This window comes from Reticulibacter mediterranei, from assembly GCF_016587455.1.
The window spans coordinates 8,693,171-8,711,728 of sequence record NZ_BNJK01000001.1 but is presented as its reverse complement, the minus strand read 5'-3'; the positions used below and the strand labels follow the sequence as shown (position 1 = coordinate 8,711,728).

Sequence of the window (18,558 nt, the reverse complement as noted above, 5' to 3'; positions counted from 1 at the left end):
GGAGTAAGCATCATGAACCTACAAGGACGAGACCTGAAGCTAGATCTCAGCGGCGACGATGTGCGCCTGTTGCACAGCGAACTTGTACCGCTCGGCTTGCCGATACCCGATGACGAGCAACAGCGCGCCTTCTTCGGGAAGGGGACACACGAGGCAGTTGCCCGCTTCCAGAAGGAGCATCGGATCGAACCTACGGGCATAGTGGATGCCGAGACAGCCAGGGCTATCAACAAGGCCGTTGATGACATATTGCCGAAGGAGCGTGTTGTACGCGGTCAGGTGACGCAGAGCGATGGTCAGCCCTTCAATACAGGCATTGTGCGTGCCTTTGATCAGAATATCGATACCAGCAAACTGACACTACTTGGAGAGGTCCAGCTAGATGCGCAAGGTCAGTACTACATCACATACAAACTCGAACAACTTCAACAGCCTGGTAAGCAGGCCACAAACCTCGTCGTTCTAGTTTACGATGGCAGCAACACAATGCTAGTGAGAGGCAACCCCATTGTCAACGCGACCGCGGATGCTGTTATTGATCTCATTGTCCCTGATCCTTTCGTTGTTCGTGGACTGGTTCGTCAGATTGATGGCACGCCGCTTGTTGGTGCACTCGTGTGTGCCTTCGATAGAGATATGCGAAGCGAAGAACTGCTGGGAGAGGTGAGTGCAGATCAATTCGGGCACTATGAGATTACCTACACCGCCGAGCAATTCAGCCGCGCGGAAAAGGGTAGCGCCAACTTGGTCGTTCGTGTCTACGATCTAGAGGGTCACGAGCTGGCCGCTTCGGATATTATTTTCAACGCCAAGGAAGAAGTAACCGTTAACCTTGATGTAAAACCCTTAGATGAGAATTTGTCAGAATACGAACGCCTAACGGCACAGCTTATCCCTGTTCTTATGGATATTCCACTGTACGAATTGACCGACCCCGATATTGAATTTCTGGCTGGATATACCGGCAATGACAGGCAACAAATCGATTTGCTCCGCCAAGCCGCAAATCTCGCACGTGGAACACAGCTTCCACTCGATAGAGCATCCGATTCACCAAGGATCAAACCACGTGTACAAGTATCCAAAGGTCAAGCAAGTGGCATTCCTGCGGAGGTGTTTTATGGTTGGTTTCGAGACGGGCAGCCACAGGTGTTCAACGAAATCATTCACCGATCAACGGATGATCTAATGGTCTCGCTAGATCGGGCCATTGCGCGGACAGATATTCCCCCGCTTGATCAATCGAATAGAGATCAATTGCGTCATACCCTGGGCGAACTCCGCGTAGATGACGCTCTGCAACCTACCAGGGATGGAGAGGCAGCAAGTTTGGGGGACGTACTGCGTATGATCCCTCAAGCAGATCGCCTTGAGCTCGACGAACCAGATGGACGAGGCAGACGAATCGCAGCCATGGTGGTTACTGCAACACCTGAGAATGGACTGCCCTGGCAGGAGATCCGCAAAGTACTTGACGACGATGACCTTTTCAACTCGGTTCAGCGCATGCTTCGCCTGATGACATTGACGCGCGGATATATGCCCCTCATGCAGGCCATACCGCAAGTGGGCGACTCCTCGCTGTCCGATCTGGTCACGTATGATGCGAAGGATTGGATTGAATTTGCAAGACAGTATGGAGTTCCCGCTGAAATCGAAGCAGCGACAGAGGAGGAGCGCGCAATCCAGTATGGCCAGCAAATTGCGCGCACTGTCGAACTCATGCATCCCACGCCTTTCATTCAACATCGGATTGCATCAGATCGTATTCCTATTACGCCTGAACTCAAAGAGCCAATCAATGCCTTTCTCTCGGCTAATCCAGCATTGCGCTATAAGGAGCAACCCATTCTTGCCTTCTTGGCCTCAGACAACATCAATTGGGGAGAGCTATCGGACGAGACGATTAAAGCAATCACACTCGAGTTGTTGAAGATCGAGCGCATCGCAAGGTTGACTCCGAGTCTTGAATACATTGGTCCGCTCTTATCAAGCGGTTACGAGTCTGCCCGCGATGTTCTGCGCTTGCAATCACGCGAAGTCTTTATACAGGATATCCGACCCATGATTGAAGACGAAGCGGAATCAGGGCGCATATATGATCTCGCGGCTGGCATCGTCGCTACAACAGAGGCCCTGGTCTTGATGCATAGTCCCCGCTTTGGTGGGAGGAACCTACCCGTCATTCCTGCACCAAACGGTCAGATGTCCACTTTCTCCCTTGGGGTTGGTGGGGGAGCAGGTGGAAGCAGTTTGATTCTACCTGCCAATTTGCAGCAGCTATTTGGTAATCAAGACTATTGCGAGTGTGAGCATGGTGCCTCGCTCTATGGCGCTGCAGCTTATCTCGCGGATCTACTCCAAATGCTGGATCGCGGCCCGAAGATCAACAACAAAACGGCTCTTCAAGTGCTGCTCCAAAGACGGCCCGATCTCGCTGAACTTGATTTGAGCGGCGACAACACGGACATCACATTGCCATACATTGATCTGGTCTTGGAGATTTTGGAGGCACCGGACTGGGAGTCGGGACTTGGTTATAGGGTTATCCGCGGGGGAACCCCACAGAACCCGAATCCCGATTTCGACAACAATCTGAACCAAGGAGAGGTTCCAAATACACTGGCAGACGACTTGGCATCGTGGGGTCTCCCTTTGAGTGAGAACCGAACCGCCATGCGTGCGGCAGATGTACAGAACAGTGGGGGGGCTTCGTTCAATTCGTGGTTGATCAGAGATCTGCAGTCTGGAATGAAGTTGCGCCTGATTGGCGTTGTGTATGGTGCATATCGCATTCGAGCATATCCCCAATCTGTCTCTGGTGTCCTTAAGAGCTATCGGCCCTGGTCGAAACTGCTGAGTTCAACAGCAAACAATGTATCAAAGGCTCATTTTCCCTGGAAGCTGCCATTCGATGTCGTCAGAGATGAGGCGAACACCTGGCTGGATCATCTTGGTGCGACCAGAGAGGAGATAATGCTGGCCTTCGCTGGAAGCGCTCAATGGACGGATATAGATGCCGCATGTGAAGCTTTGAATATCAGCCCCGCAGAACGAGATATCTTGGTACTGCCAGCCAGCGCCTCAAAGCCAGACTATCAGGATTGGGGGTTTGCAAACTCTTCCGTCGGGGCGGAGGGAGTGTTTGACCCTATCGCCGGCGCACAGGGAACCTTCGATCCAGCGCTTGGTCAGATCCATTGGCAGGGAGCAGGCATTGATCGCTTTGACCCGCCAGATTGGTATATGTTGTTGAAGAATGTTTCGCTGCTGCGGTCACGAGCCCGACTCACGCATCGTGAATTGCTAAATGTGTTGGAAACGCGCTTTGTTCGAGCGGATGGGCCCCGACTCGAAATTACCGATGATGAATGCGATACAGCCTTAATGAGACTTGAGGCAATGGATGCCGCGCTTGTCCGACGCATTCATCTATTCGTTCGTCTCTGGAGACGACTTGGATGGACTACGACCGAACTAGATCAGGCGATCAAGACAAATCCGACATACACCACTGGCAACAACAATACCGTGGCGTTTACCGAATCCTTTCTCCTTTTCGTGGCGAATATAGCCCGCTTACGTGACATGACCGCCGTTCCTGTCGCGAATCTCATCGACCTGTTTGGCGTGCCAACCCTCGATACCACGCTTTACTGGGAGCACTCCGGTTCACGTCCCACGCGGGCGCTCTCGCGCTACCAGTTCTGGTTTGATAACCCCACACTCGGAAAACCTCGCCTTGCCGAGTTTCGGATCAATGCGGCAGGCAGTGGACTCGAACGAGTGACATCTCCAGCAAACGGTCTACCCAAGATACGCATCAGTGACCACCTGACCTATGTAGCGGCGGCGCTCGCCCTGCCTGAGAGCGAGTTCGCCTCTCTATTGCCCGCTGGTACGGTTTGTATTCAGCCGATGCAACTCAATGGTACATCCATGACTGGTGTCCCTGTTGATGTTGGCAGGGTGTCGCTCAAAGAGGTTGAAATTGTCATCGGGGTATTATCAGTGGGAGCGACATTTTCGCTTTTGATTCAACATTCTGATGATGGGATCACATTTACGGATGTCCCCGCTCAGGACATGAGCGTCCCGAACCCATTTGTCATCAATTCAGCGACACCTTTGCTTAGTCGTTTCAGCTATTCTGGTGTGAAACCCTATCTTCGCGCAACTATCGCGTCAACGGCAGGGGCCAATCCGACGCTGTGGGTAACGGTTCGTGTCTTGACAGCACCCGGCATGGTAAACGATGAGTTGTCTCTCGCCAACCTGACAACTCTCTACAAGTACAGCGTGTTGCGTCGCATCATTCGTAGACCAATCGCTGAACTGCAGATGCTTATGACATTGTCTGGGATCAACCCGCTGGCCGCCGCCAACCCTCATACAGTGCTGATGTTGTTAGAGGCACAGGAGACTCTCGATACACTTGGTCTTTCGATTTCAGAAGCAAACCAGTTACTTCGCGGACCAGGCGAATCAGCATCGGAAAATCTGGAACAACGCGCAGAAGCCTTGCTGACCACCACCAGAAGTGAGAGCCGCTCGATTCGCGATGAAACCACAGTCACAGCAGACCAGCGCAGTGCTTTGCTGATTAAAGTTCTGACAGGGCTAGGTTGGGATGAACGGCTGATCGCGAGCGTCCTGGGAGCAGAAGTCCTTGACGTGAGCTGGGGCGATTACGAAGCCCCCCTAGATATGATGCCACCTCTACCCGCTGGCGTAACGTTGCCATCACCAGTCACTTATGATGCCGCTTCCAAACGTCTCATTGCGCCACACTCTACGCGTCCAACAGCGTTACATGATGCTCTCGCCCTAATCCTGCCTGCCGTCTCAGGCAATCTGCAAGCAGCATTGGCGGCACTCGATTCTGAGGCCGTGCGCCGCGAAGCCTCCCTCAAGTCAGCGCAAGCCTTGCTTCGCGCAAAGAGCCTCCCCATACATCGGGCTAGTCTCGCAATCACGTTGAACCAAGCATTTGAAGTACCATCCGAATGGCGAGGACGCTTCTATTACGAACGAGCAACCAACGAACTCTGCTTTGTCGGATGGATGATGCAAGCAGATGTCGCGGGGCTGAAAGCTCTGGGAGCTTCACTACCTGCCATCGCCAACGTGTCAGGGGCAGTCGACGCCCTTTACACCTCGTCTAACACCTATGTTCCCTTTGCCGAGAACTCGCTCAGTGTTCGTGAAAATGCCGCATACGGCATAGCGATTGAAGAAGTGCTGCTCGATACTATTGGCTTACAGGAGCGCAGCGGACTGCTTCTCGAAATTCTGTTACCGAAGTGGCGCAGCCAAAAGCTCCACGCACAACTGAGTGCCGCGCTTGTTCAGGATCTGGGATGCCCCATTGAAACGGCCCAGGCCTTGCTCGACCTCGCTGCCATGCCAGCAGTGCCTGGCGTCGAAACTCCTGATTTCGAGTCCCTGCTTACCAGTACCCTGTTGCTTGCCAGTGACCCGGCCACGAGAGCGTCACGGGCTGCATTTCCGCAGGCTTTTGATGCGGCGGCACAATTACTCATTCTAGGAAATTTTGTAGAGAAGCTCGGCATGAGTGCATCTCAGGTGGCATGGCTCCGCGACAGCTGGAGTGGGCTTGACCTGACGCAGCTCCCGACAACACGAATCACAAGTATCCCACCCGGCCTATGGGCATCACTAACGGCATTGGCGAGTCTCTTTGCCTTAGTAAAAAATGCAGAAATGGGAGTCTCTGGCTTGCTTAAAACTCTGGCGGCAGCGCAGCGGGCCGTCATCGACTATCCACAGCTTGCGGCGGCGCTAAATTGCAGCGAATCAACCCTTCGAATACTCGCAAGTTCTGATGGATTGAATATCACTGCCTCGGCATGGTTCCGCGATCCAACACAGCTGTTGAAATTGGTCACCTGTCTCGAGTTGAGCCGAAAAACGAGTCTCCCTGCAACTCTTTTTGTGAAAGTGAAGCGTATGCAAATCGCAACACGTCCTGCCACCGAAGCAGAGACCGAGGTGCAGACTCTCCGCCAGATTGCTCTTGGGGGCTCCACCGAAGGTAGTTGGTCTGAGGATGAGGATAAGGTGCTCGATCAAATCCGACAGCGGCGGCGGGATGCAACCGTGGATTATCTTGTTCACGTACGGCAGGTTCGGGATGCAAACGATCTCTACGGCTACTATTTAATTGACCCTCAGATGGGGCCTTGCATGATGACCTCCCGTATTGTGCAAGCCATCAGTTCGGTTCAGCTCTTCATCCAACGCTGCCTCATGCAATTGGAGCTGGATGCGCCCCCCAATGCGATCAATAAGCAGTACTGGGCCTGGATGAAAAATTACCGTGTCTGGGAAGCCAACCGCAAAGTGCTTCTATATCCAGAGAACTGGATTGAGCCGGAACTGAGAGATGACAAGACCCCCTTCTTTGAAGATCTTGTCAGTAGTCTCCAGCAGGGAGATGCCACAAGCGACAAAGCTCAATTAGCAATGCAAACCTTCCTTGAAAAGTTGACCGATTTTTCTAAGATGGAGTTCGTGGCAACATCTTCAAGCTACGATGACGATAATCGTCTATTGGTCACGCATATCTTCGCCAGAACCCTTTCACAGCCTCACACCTATTGGTATCGCCAGTTCCGTAACCTCGATCCGCAAAACAGGTCGAACTCGACGGGCCTGTGGACTTCATGGCAGGCTGTCTCGCTTGATATTGAAGGTAATCATCTGTTTTCCATTGTCTGGCAGGGACGCTTGTTTCTGTTCTGGGCGATCTTTTCGGCTGAGTCCGATGAACCGTCGGCTGCCGAGCTCAAGCAGGACGCAGCGGACCCGACGCCGCCAAGAAAGTTCTGGCGCTTCAAGCTTGCCTGGAGCGAGTATAAGAGCGGCGCGTGGACCAGTCGGCGTCTGGCTCAAGATGATATGTTGAACGTGCGTGTGGATGCAGCAATGCCCACAGAATCAAGGAGAACAGCAGCCAACACAACCGACTTTTTCTTCTTCTGGCTCTCGGTCCAAGAAGGAGGGGTGACGATCACCGGCCTCTACAATAATAACTACTATAACGAGTATCAGCCGTTTACAACGCTGCTCTTTGACGGACAGAGAGTTGTCAGGGCCAGTGGCACATACGCATACGTCAGCAGTACATACACCTATCGCTTTGAGCAGACCCCTTCGCAAACAACGGAGACCCCTGTGGATGGAAGGGCACCAGAGAAGGTGGATTTTCACTACAGAATGAGTACCGGTTCGTCAAATGGCAATTCCATTTCCCTGAATACCGGAACGACGAATTCCCTCCTTGTACTCAAGAAGATACCGCGAAATGTGGAGGTTATGTATTCAGCGGAGATCCCCTCCCATCCGTTTTCTGCTCCCCCTCTCACACCGACCCTACCCATTACTGAGAGCGCCAGGGCAGCACCCTTCTTCGTGTCTGATCGCCTCTATCGTTTCTTTGTCTATCCTATACGGCAGCTCAGATTATCGTCAGCAGAGGAAGTCCCGTGTCTCCACTTCTACGCGCTCGATTGGCCCCAGGCGACTCGGCTGCGAAAGACTCTGGTCCGCTATGGAGTGGAGAGACTCCTATCATTCGAGTCGCAAAGCCGCACAGTGCATCCCCCATCAGAATACTTCAATGAATATCAGGCCGTTCCAACTGTGGTCTTGGCCAATCCTGACGGCGACCTGGAATATTCGCTCTACTCAGCCTCATCGACATACAACTACGAGTTGTTCTTTCACGTTCCTTTCGCAATCGCCTGCAGCCTCAGCAAGAATCAACGTTTTGAAGAAGCGCGGCAGTGGTTCCATTACATCTTCGATCCAACCGATGACTCAACGGACGAATCACCCGCACGCTATTGGCGCTTCCGACCGTTCCGTGAGTTGCCGGGCCTGCGCCTTGATGAGTTAGTCCAACGTCTGGCCGATCCGAAAGACCAGTCTCGCGAGAAGCTTGAGTTTCAAAGCATCATCGCCCAATGGAAAGATCAGCCCTTTAAGCCGCACCTTGTCGCACGGATGCGTCTCCGCTCCTATATGTACGCTGTTGTGATGAAGTATCTTGACAATATCATCGCGTGGGCGGATCAACTCTTTCGTCACGACACAATGGAGTCTCTCAATGAAGCGACGCAGTTATATATTTTAGCGGCGCAGATTTTGGGCCGTCGTCCCGAGGGGATTCCGCCTCGGACCCGGCCCGTGTTGAAGTCGTTTACAGAGCTTGCAGCATCGCAGCCGGATGATCTTACCAACGCCCTAGTCGAAGCCGAAAACCTAATTCCCAACGCATCATCGGGATCTGGATCACCCGCACCGGGAAACTTGCAGTCCCTTTACTTTTGCGTCCCGAATAACCCAAAGCTTGATGAATACTACGACCAGGTAGAGGACAAGCTCTTCAAACTCCGAAACTGTATGAACATTGATGGTGTTGTACGGCAGCTTGCGCTGTTTCAACCGCCTATTGATCCCGCCCTACTCGTTAGAGCTGCTGCAGCTGGTATCGATTTAGCAGAGGTACTTGCCGACTCGCAGGCTCCGCTACCGCTTTATCGCTTTAATATCATGGCTCAGAAAGCAAATGAATTGTGTGCAGAGGTGAAGTCGCTGGGTGCATCCCTCCTAAGTGCTATTGAAAAGGGTGATGCCGAAGCGCTCGCCCTGATGCGTTCCAATCATGAACTGCAAATGATGAAACAAGTACGGCTTGTCAAAGAAGCCCAGCTGCTGGAAGCCAAGACCAACATGGATGCTATTGGAGTCAGCCTCCAATCCGCACAGACACGCTTTACTCACTATATCGGATTGATCTCGCAATTGGGTCCTTTGTCCATACCGACAGGGCCAGTTGTAGGCCCAACCTTGGAAAGGCTCGGCGCGGTAGCGCTGGAAACCATTAGTACAGCCACTGCCTTCGCACAATCAGTCACAACGATGATCGACCCAATCACTGCCAAAAGTCTGGACGTTATCAAGCAGACAATGGCGCGTGCAGCGGAAGCATTGTCTACATCCCTTCCTTCTCAAGGTATGGATACCGCACAAGTGCCAATGAATGCTGCGGAGAAGCGCCAGCTCGATGAACTCAAGAGCGCCCATGACCTGCAGCAGAAAGCAGCGGACCAAAGACTGGTCGCGCAGATGCTGGCGATGATCCCGGACTTTACCCTTGGTGCACAGGGATTCGCGAGTAGTCCTGTGGTCCAGTTCCAGCTCGGGGGTACCTTGCTTTCTAAGGTTGCTAATTTTGCAGCTTCAGCCACTGATTCTAAAGCCAGTGAGCACACATATCGCGGGACCCTTCATTCCATGCTCGCTGGCTATCAACGCCGAGCTAGCGATTGGCTGCTGCAAGCACAGCTCGCCTGTTGGGAAATTGCGCAACTTAGCGAACAATTGAAGGCAAGCACTTTGCGTATGGCTATCGCGACTCAGGAACTGAGAAATCATGATTTGCAAGCCGCAAACGCGAGTGAAATAGAGAAGTTCATGCACAGTAAGTTCTCTAATCAGGAATTGTATACATGGATGAGTGGACAACTTGCGAACCTGCACTTCCAGTCCTATCAGTTGGCCTATGACGTGGCAAAACGGGCCGAACAATGCTTTATGCATGAGCTTGGTGTTGATACTACATTCATCAAGTTTGGCTACTGGGACAGCCTGAAGAAGGGTTTACTGGCGGGTGAAATGCTGTTATCGGACATCAAACGCATGGAGGTTGCTTATCTGAATCAGAACGCTCGTGAATTTGAGATTACGAAGCATGTATCACTACGAGAGCTAGATCCATTCGCCCTCGTCCAACTTCAAGAAAACGGCGAGTGTGAGTTCAAGATTCCCGAAGTTTTATTCGACTTGGACTTTCCAGGGCACTACTTCAGGCGCATCAAAAGCGTAAGTATTTCGGTTCCCTGCATTGTCGGCCCTTATACCAGTCTTAGCGGCACGCTAACTTTGTTGTCTAGCAAACTGCGTGTTAAGAGCACGGTAGCTAACAACAGCTACTCTGACGAGGATAACTTCAGGGCTTCGTACCTCCCTGCGCAGTCTATCGCGACCAGTACGGGCCAAAATGATTCAGGAATGTTCGAACTCAACTTCCGCGACGAGCGGTACCTACCTTTCGAAGGTGCTGGTGTCATCAGCACATGGCGACTGGTATTACCCGCCACCTTCCGACCATTTGACTACTCGACGATTTCAGATGTTGTTCTTCATATTCGATATACAGCCCGCGATGCGGGAGGATCACTCAAGATATTAGCAAAAAATGGACTTGATGATGCTGTCAATGCAATAGTTGCAGCACAAGGTGAACAAGGATTTGCGCATTTGTTCAGCTTACGTCAGGAATTTGCTACTGAGTGGCACAGACTTACAAGCACAGGGGTACAGGAATTCGTCATAACAAAAAACCGTTTTCCATTTTTACTTGACCGAAAACCGATCACAATTTCAAAAGTGGACTTGTATGTCTTACCAAGGTCAAACGCGACGAATCTCAGCGATACATTTCCGACATTAACGATCACATCGCCAGATAAAAACACTCCGTCAATAACCGAGGGAGCAGCGGTTGGCCGTTTGCGTAAGAAGACGTTGACTTGGACTAAAGCGCAGGTGGTTAATGCAATAGAAACAGATGCCAAGTGGCAGTTCACAATACCTCAAGCGGATGTCGTCAAGATAGATGATATATTGATGGTGTGTCATTACAGAGCCGGACAGATTACCTGAGCTATAGGGCTTCTGCCGTCATGCTCGTAGAGAGTGTTAAGACAATGTGTGATTTGCCAATCTAAATGTATTTACCTCTGCTAATTTATCATCTGCTGTACTAACGCTGACGCAGGCCACCGATGAGTTTACGTTCACGGATGGTCCTGCAGTGCCCACGACATGCGCAATGAGATAGACCCCTGTAGCAGATAAGCCGAGAAATGTGCCTCTTTGAAAGGGAAGAACGAATGTATTCCCATCAAGGAGGCAGACATGGTCAGTATCGCTAATGGATCGATCCGTATCCAGACCTCTTCAGAATCACAGCCTGCGACTCCATCCTGGTTGGGCGAAGTCGCACTGGTGGCTTCTCATCTTCAGAAACAAGGAATCCTCAACAAGATAGCCGAGCGCGTGCGTTTTGCGCGACGGCGCTTCGGACGGTACGACGTGCTGGATTTTGTCGCGGTGCTTTTCGGCTACGCCATCAGTGGCGAGCGAACCCTGGAGGCGTTTTACGAGGCCGTGCATCCCTTTGCGGTCCCCTTTATGGCCCTGTTCGGACGTGCCAGCTTGCCTGCGGCCTCGACGCTCAGCCGCTTTTTAGCAGCCCTGCCCGCCGAGCCTGTCGAAGCCCTGCGGACGCTCTTTCTGGAAGATCTGCTGGCCCGCCGCCTTTCCACGGAGGAGTACACAGCCGGACTGTGGGATCGGCAGGGGAACCGCTGGTTCGTCTTCGATGTTGATGGGACGCGAGAAGCGGCACGGCAACGAGCGTTGCCTCAGACGCCGGATCGACCTGCGCCCCAACGACGTTTGCGTCCTCTGTGCGCTCCCGGCTACACCAGACGCAAGCGCGGGGAAATCGTTCGCACGAGGACGACGGTCTTGCAGATGCATACCCATCAGTGGGTCGCCAGCATTGGCAATCCTGGGAATGGACAGTATCGCGAGGAACTGCGCCGGGCGAAAGCGGCCATTCAAACGTACATCAAAGCCCACGACTTTCCCGCCGAGCGAACGCTGGTACGCCTTGATGGCCAATATGGCAGCGGGGCGGTCGTGGCGGATGTGAGCGACTTATCGTATGTCACGCGCGGCAAAGACTACAAGCTTCTCGATCGCGCTGACATCCAGGCTCGCTTGCACTTGCCCGCCGATCAGCACCTCTCCAGCTGGTAAATGCTCGACGAAGTGAGCAGGTTTTGCCTTCTCACATGAGCATTTGCCCTCAATGTTGAGCACTAGTGGCTCATCAGTTGAAAGAATGGGCTCCACAGGCCAATCATAACCCTCAAGAAGTGTAAATGCGCGGTCAGGGTTTCAGGCCATAAGACGTTTCTGTACATCTAGAATGGGATCGAAGGTTATGCATCTGCTCAAGGAGGCCAACCAATCCCACGTGCAAAAGGTGCAAAGGATGCTGAAGTCCGAGACATTAGGAGTTTTGATGGCAAGAGAATGTTGAACCGTGCAGATAACTACTGACGGTAGAGTTGCTGTATTTGCGCAGGTGCAGCCATCTCCTCAGTATTGGCAGAGAAGACGCAATCGCACCGATGGCAGTAACAGAATTGCTCCCATTGGCGCACAAGATCTTGCCAGCGTTCCATCTCCTGCCTTTGTAATTCACGGCGGTGCTTGTTGGATTGACGGAAAAACACACGATGAGCCAAGACCCCAAGGAACACAGGCAGGCCGATGGAGAGACCACATGCACTAAAGATGACGAGGAGTATACGACCAACGCTGGAATTGTCGGGAAGGAGATGGGAGAAAAAATCAGAACCGAAAGTTAAGGAACCGAGATAAAGGGCAATGGCAAGGAAAGGGCAGAGCCAAAAAATGATTTTCTCACCAACAGGAAGAGGAACCGTTTTGCGCCGAGGTGGACGGAGCAGAGCGCCAAGTCTCGTCTGGCGAGTGACTGGAACGGTGGTAGCCTGAGGGATAGAGCTGTATGTAGCATTTCCTGCGGAGTCATAGGGGACAGAAACAGAGGGAGGGACTTGGGTTTCCATTGTAGTGAAGGAGCTATTGCGATGAATAGCTGGGACTTTCTGAACTTGGTCATCGCGTTTACAGATAGGGCAGTTGCTAGGGGGGAGAAGCATTCTTTTTTCCTTTCATCAGAGGAGGGCGTATCCATCGTTTTCTCTCTTTATTATGACAACGCAACATTACCACTCAGTATATCAGTATAAAAGTAGATTTTGTCTCTCTGTCTATGAAAAACGCCACACTTGTCAAAGTCTCGAGCCTCAGCGTCCTTTGCACATGAGATTGGCTTCCTTCCCTTGAGCAGAAACATGACCTCCATTCTGGAAAATACGGTTTCTATTTTGGCTCTGGTGCAATTTCTCACCGTACTTTACACATCCCATTCTTGATGTGCAAATGCGTCTTGCGGCCAGAAACTCTGGCGGTGGAATGGATGCAACACTGCGCTGGTGTGAGCTCAAGAGAGGACGAAAAATTGAAGGGCTATGCACTCTCTTGAACCACGAAGAAAGATACCGCATTTCTGGCAAGCCAAACAAGGAGGGCTTGAAGCGTTGTGCAACGTTTCTTCCATGGAAAGAACGTTCTGGAAACACGCGAGCAAACAAACACCGTGAACGGTGGCCTGGAGGGCGATGATCCATTGCAGAACGTTTTAGGGGGAACATGGCACAACGTTGCGCCATGTTGCTCACATTGTTTTTTCTACGATACTCACGTTGGAGAATGGCCTAGTTGTGGGAGAGATTGGCGTCCTGTTGAAACCTTCCCTCCGCTTACAGAGCGCTCAGAGGGGCAAAGGGCAGCTAGCTTCTTGCCCGAATTTACAACGACTGAGCACAACAAGCCGCTTGGGGAACCGATATCTTCGGCGACTGGACATCAGTGCTCAACATTGAGGGCAAATGCTCATGTGAGAGGGCAAAACCTGCTCACTTCGTCAGGCATTTACCACCAGCCCAGAAAGCGAGGTCTGCCGCGCGCTCTACGACTGCCCAGATCAGCGCCTCTCCGAGAACGGTCCTCTCGTGCGCGTTATTGTGGCGACGCATCCCGCCCCAACGAAGAAGAAAAAGAAGCGGCAGGTTGGGATCATCCGGGACGGCGTCGTCTATGAACTCTTCTTGACCAATCTGCCGCAAAGCGCTTTCACCGCCTCCGATGTGGTCTCCCTCTACCTGCATCGCGGAGCCTTTGAAACGGCCCTGGAAGACGAAGACCAGGAGCTTGAGCCGGACCGTTGGTGCAGCCATTCAGCTTGGGGCAAGAAGCCTGGCGGATCATGAGCCAGTGGACCTGGAATATCCGCCTCGAATTGGGGCACCAGCTCGCTCCTGAACCGGTGCGCACGACGGAATTTGCGCCTGCTCTTCCATCGCAGAACGAGCCCACACCTCCGGCCTCTCCTCCCACCTCGGGGTATGCTCCTCCTGCCATCGCGATGCCCTGGAAAGCTGGTCGCTTTACCGGCACTGACTTTCCCCTCCAACCGGATGGGACGCTGCGTTGTCCCGCTGGGAGCGCGCTCTTGCCGCATGAACACCGCCGAGAAGCCAATGGCAGCCTGCGCGTGGTGTATGGGGCCAGCATTCGTAGTTGCCGTCCGTGCCCGTTACGCGAGCAGTGCCAATGGAACGGCAGCGCAACAGACAAACTGCGCCAGGTCAGCGTCCTCCTCCATCCCCTGGCAGTGGGATCGTCTCCGCTCCTGTGGCGAGATTGGCACCGACGGCACCAGCGGCGCGCCTGCCTGCGTCTGCATCGCCAACGCCTGGAGGTCCAGATAGAGCCAGCTCTCAAGAGAACCGCTGCTTCTTCCTCTCCAACGATCTCTCGGGCCGAGCGAGCTCATTACCGCTTGTCATGGGATGAGCGGCTCGCTCGCAATGCCCGAAAAGATCAGGCTGGTCTACTCACGTTCAAGCTGTTCGGTATCCCAGAACGCTTTGCGAACTGGCTCGGCCTGAGCGTAGTGGGAAGAGAACAAACATCTGGATAGGTTGAGGTTTCGGAGCCACCCAGAAAAAGCCGAGGGAAAAGCCAGAGAGACGAGGAGAAACCACTAATTTCTTTCCTCTCTTTCCACTATACCGCAAACATGCCCAAAATACATCGTCCAAAGGGCCGATGTGCGTTTTCGCTCTTTCGCGTATGATGAGGAGCCGTCGGATGTTTCTCAATTCACCAGGCTTGCAGGGCCTCATCCTCTGTTGCTTCGAGAGCGCAGAGACCTGCAGAAAGCGAGACAAACGCATGCAAGTTCGACGGTTCAGCCCTGATCGCAAAGTCAAAATCCCCGGCAATCATCCAGGTCTCTATGGCGCTATGATCCAGATGAACCGCGCACAGATCCCACCCGAACAGCAGGAAGAGGTAGCCAGGCGCTTCAATGGTCTGCCATTGCTCATGGAGACTGGTTTTCAGGTAGAAGTGATGTACTTTGATCCACAGGCTTCAATGGAAGAACATGCGACTGACCATCCTATTCTCTTCCTGGTCATTCAGGGGTATGGACATGTGCGCATTGGTGGCCCTGATGGGGAAACGTGCGAGGTCCAGGCTGGCGATGCCGTTCTTTGGCCTGCTCACACCGACCACACCGTCTGGACAGGGGACCAGGAACTCCATGCGATTGTGATCAATGCCTTCCAGGACACGACTTCACGCTGACAGATGTGTCAACGTTCTTGCCTTTCGTCTCAAGAGCAGTTGTACGGCAAACTTCGCCGACTCTCTGAGAAAACAGGGGGGCGAGGTTTTCCCTCTGCCCTTCTGCGACAACTTCACTTCCTGAAATCACCTCACCTATGTCCCATCTGTCAACCACCTCATTGCGCATGTCGTGGGCAGTGGGAACAATGAAATCGTTCGCCATAAAAGACATTAGTTGCCCAGCAACGAACTGGCAATTGAAGATTCAAGACGTAAACACGAAGCTTGAGAAAATGTGGTAGTGTCAGAACTGAGAATGTAAAAACTCACCAAGGTATGATTGAAAACTTCCGGCTTACTTGTCTTATGACTATGGGGCGGCTTGTATCAGGACTTGCAGGGTTACAAGCCGATCGAGAAAAGCACGTCGTTGTTCTGGGAGTGAGACCGACTTTCTCATCGTGTGGCGAAAACGGAAATACTGGCGTAATTCATCAAACGCGCGGCAGAAGCGAGATGCGGCTTCAAAGTTTCCAAAACCATGCATAGGATAATAGCGCTGCTTTACCCCTCGATGGTCTTGCTCTAATTGATTATTGAGATATTTATTGGTCCGATGTACAACAGTATCTCCCATAATTTCTCGTACTGCGCGTGGATAAGAACGATGCCCATCTGTTGTGACATGCTCTGGGGTGTGACCACAGACCTCAAGGGCTTGCGTGAAGAACTGTTGGGCTGCCTCCATATCGCGCTTTTCGCTCAGCCGAGAATCGACCAGATTGCCATCAGCATCAATGGCTCGATACAGGTAGCACCACTTTCCGTGAACTTTGATGTAGGTCTCGTCCACGTACCAGGATCTCCCTACTTGCCCTCGTCGTTTGGTCCGCAATTGGTCCGCAATCAAGGGAGCAAATCGAGACTCCCAATCCCTTACAGTTTCATGGGTGAAGGACCATCCTCGCTCCAAAAACATCTCCGCCACGTCGCGAAAGCTCAGCTTATAGCGCAACCGCCAGACAACGACAAGAAGAACAATATCTGTGGGATATTCAAGAAAGTTGAAGGGGGTGCTGGTGCGTTCGTTAAAAAGATGTTTGCAAGCCGAGCAACGAAATATCTGATATCCGAGGATGGTTTTTTTGCGCTGTTCTTTTGCGGAAGGAGAGGTACAATGCGGGCAATCCATGGGTCACTCCTCATCATCAACTGTTTGTTTGTCAACAAGTATACTCTTTGAGCAATTTTCATACCATATCATATTCTCAGTTCTGACAGAACCATACTTCCCATCCTTTTATAATCTTGCACCGCAAATCAATGATATCTAGATTGCTATTCTTTGTTACAATTGTGCCGTTAGCCGTAAATGTAACGAGTGCAAGTGGGGCATAGTGATGGGCAATGTCATGCGGCGGCAATATGTCTGGCACTCGCTGATGATTCCCTTTGATAAAGGGCCACTCAAGTTCACCTCTGCTCGTATGGCAGGTATGAGCCAGTAATCACCTGCACGATAGTGAGACTCCTTCATCGCTAAAGAACTGTATCTGGATGCCATTTTCAAGTGTGAGCCAGCGGTTTTCGATGAGTAGAGCTGCCCTGTCATCAGCGATGGTGATGGGCCAGTTCTCATTGTCTCGACTCGTTGGGTCGCCAGCTTTGTAATCCCAATGGCGGAGCAAGAAGGGACCCTTGAGAGCACTCTCTGCGGGTGGTTCCTGCTCTGGACTGATGGTGAGCGTGACCTGCATTGTTGTACTATCCACGGTTTTGACCTGAAATAATTGACCAGGGGTCTCGCTCGGCACGAGGCTCAGATCGATAAGTTCAACCCAATTGCCTATTTGCAATGAGTAGCGGCTATCATCAGCACCGAGATTTTAAGGCGATAGCGCCGTTCTCACGAGACCACTTGAAGGTAGCACAACCCTGCTCTGGCTCCGTATCTGTGCGCTCTCCACCCATATTTCCATGACGAGAGGATGATGATCACTTACTTATCGTTGCATCGCCGCCGGAACATGCTGTGCTCTATACGGTACAGTTGATTTTCTAACCCGCGATAGGCCGATGAAGGCGGTGTGATACAGGGATCGGTCGAGGTAACATTTGGGCCGATGCATGCTTCGAGTAATCCAGACTTGCGTCGGGTGAACCGGTTATAGAGCAGCTGTGTCCAGACTGTGGTCAGCTCTTCTGCGTTTCCTCTGGGAAGTTTTTCGACAGCACCTCCTACCATGTCGAGTGATCTGATAGCCTTAACCTGCCAGACGATTTCGGCACGTGTAGCGGTATCTGGTCCACCCAGTGCACTCTCGCGGATCGCATCATCTTCTAAAGAGATCACTTCGAGCTCCCAGACATCCAGGTAGAGGAGGTATTGTGTATCCTCTCTATCACTACATCCCTCAATAGTACAGTCATGCCTCATCGTTGCACTACTAAGAATACCATCAACATAATAGCGCCTCGCGCCGACACCAACAGTATATTTCTGACGTTCGTCTGTCGGTTGGGCAATGGCAAAACCTAGCTCGTCGGCGGGTCGGTATAGGGGCCAATGATATCTGCCAGAGCAGTACGCTGCTGATAGAGAAGAATATAGACAAGCTCGTTCCAATCGGCGTCAAGTTCCACTCGCCCTTGCTGCTTAAGCACATGTGAGAAGCACCTGGGTCATTCGTTTGGCTTGAGTATATTTGTGATGTTAAAAGAATCACGGGTGGTATCTGTGTTGAAGTCGCCATCCATTACGGTATGCTCCTAATTGATATAGATGATCCCTGTCTCTATGTTGACAGGGGTAAAGTCATCGAGACATACACACAGATTTGCCTCGCGTTGTGTTTGATAGAGATCGTGGAAGACACTCATCTCTGACGCATCCGTCTGCTAAGCCTGAGATATATCTCGTAGCAGCTCATTCCTTGTTAGCTTTGTACTCTCAATTCTGACACAGTCCATGCGGCGTGGTGCGAAGCCCTCGCATGATGTTTCTTCTGACCCCCTTGAATTGTCATCTGATCTTCTAACCGCAGTGAACCCTGGTCATAGGGAGTAATACGAGGGCCTCGCGTGGCCTTTCACATTTGGGACGAGCCATGTCCCAGTAGCCCAAGGATGCTTTCAAGAACTCTCTTTTCTCCTCATATACTCTTCAAATCC

The 18,558-nt window shown here is 52.1% G+C and carries 9 protein-coding genes and 1 pseudogene; 4 read left to right on the top strand and 6 right to left on the bottom strand.

Annotation, left to right across the window (positions count from 1 at the left end):
- Positions 1-12 precede the first annotated feature (12 nt).
- On the top strand, positions 13-10,752 hold the full coding sequence (locus tag K3T83_RS37395) for a Tc toxin subunit A-related protein (RefSeq protein ID WP_220207993.1): 10,740 nt from the start codon (positions 13-15) through the stop codon (positions 10,750-10,752).
- A gap of 255 nt (positions 10,753-11,007) precedes the next feature.
- A complete protein-coding gene (locus K3T83_RS37390) occupies positions 11,008-11,916 on the top strand; it encodes a hypothetical protein (protein WP_220207992.1) in 909 nt (302 codons plus the stop codon).
- A gap of 299 nt (positions 11,917-12,215) precedes the next feature.
- Here the strand turns inward: K3T83_RS37390 and K3T83_RS37385 are convergent, their stop codons facing one another.
- Both K3T83_RS37385 and K3T83_RS56585 read right to left on the bottom strand, forming a co-directional pair.
- Positions 12,216-12,755 carry a hypothetical protein gene (locus K3T83_RS37385; RefSeq protein WP_220207991.1) on the bottom strand — a complete coding sequence of 180 codons (540 nt, stop codon included), beginning with the start codon at positions 12,753-12,755 and terminating at the stop codon, positions 12,216-12,218.
- A 912-nt stretch (positions 12,756-13,667) separates the two neighbouring features.
- On the bottom strand, positions 13,668-13,988 hold the full coding sequence (locus K3T83_RS56585; RefSeq protein ID WP_236065078.1) for a hypothetical protein: 321 nt from the start codon (positions 13,986-13,988) through the stop codon (positions 13,668-13,670).
- A gap of 29 nt (positions 13,989-14,017) precedes the next feature.
- Here K3T83_RS56585 and K3T83_RS37375 point away from each other — a divergent pair, with 29 nt between their 5' ends.
- Entirely contained in the window at positions 14,018-14,734 is a 717-nt protein-coding gene (locus tag K3T83_RS37375; protein ID WP_236065077.1) for a hypothetical protein, read from the top strand.
- A 254-nt stretch (positions 14,735-14,988) separates the two neighbouring features.
- Positions 14,989-15,405, top strand: a complete 417-nt coding sequence (locus tag K3T83_RS37370; RefSeq protein WP_220207989.1) for a cupin domain-containing protein — start codon at positions 14,989-14,991, stop codon at positions 15,403-15,405.
- 352 nt (positions 15,406-15,757) lie between these two features.
- Here the strand turns inward: K3T83_RS37370 and K3T83_RS37365 are convergent, their stop codons facing one another.
- The 4 genes and pseudogenes from K3T83_RS37365 to K3T83_RS37350 form a co-directional block, all read right to left on the bottom strand.
- On the bottom strand, positions 15,758-16,579 hold the full coding sequence (locus K3T83_RS37365; protein WP_220207988.1) for an IS6 family transposase: 822 nt from the start codon (positions 16,577-16,579) through the stop codon (positions 15,758-15,760).
- Between the two features lie 316 nt (positions 16,580-16,895).
- A pseudogene (locus tag K3T83_RS37360) lies at positions 16,896-17,249 on the bottom strand (hypothetical protein); the annotation flags it as partial.
- 137 nt (positions 17,250-17,386) lie between these two features.
- Positions 17,387-17,824, bottom strand: a complete 438-nt coding sequence (locus K3T83_RS37355) for a DUF6519 domain-containing protein (RefSeq protein ID WP_220207986.1) — start codon at positions 17,822-17,824, stop codon at positions 17,387-17,389.
- 98 nt (positions 17,825-17,922) lie between these two features.
- Positions 17,923-18,051, bottom strand: coding sequence for a DUF6519 domain-containing protein (locus K3T83_RS37350; protein ID WP_220207985.1), 129 nt, complete (start codon positions 18,049-18,051; stop codon positions 17,923-17,925).
- Between the last annotated feature and the right edge of the window lie 507 nt (positions 18,052-18,558).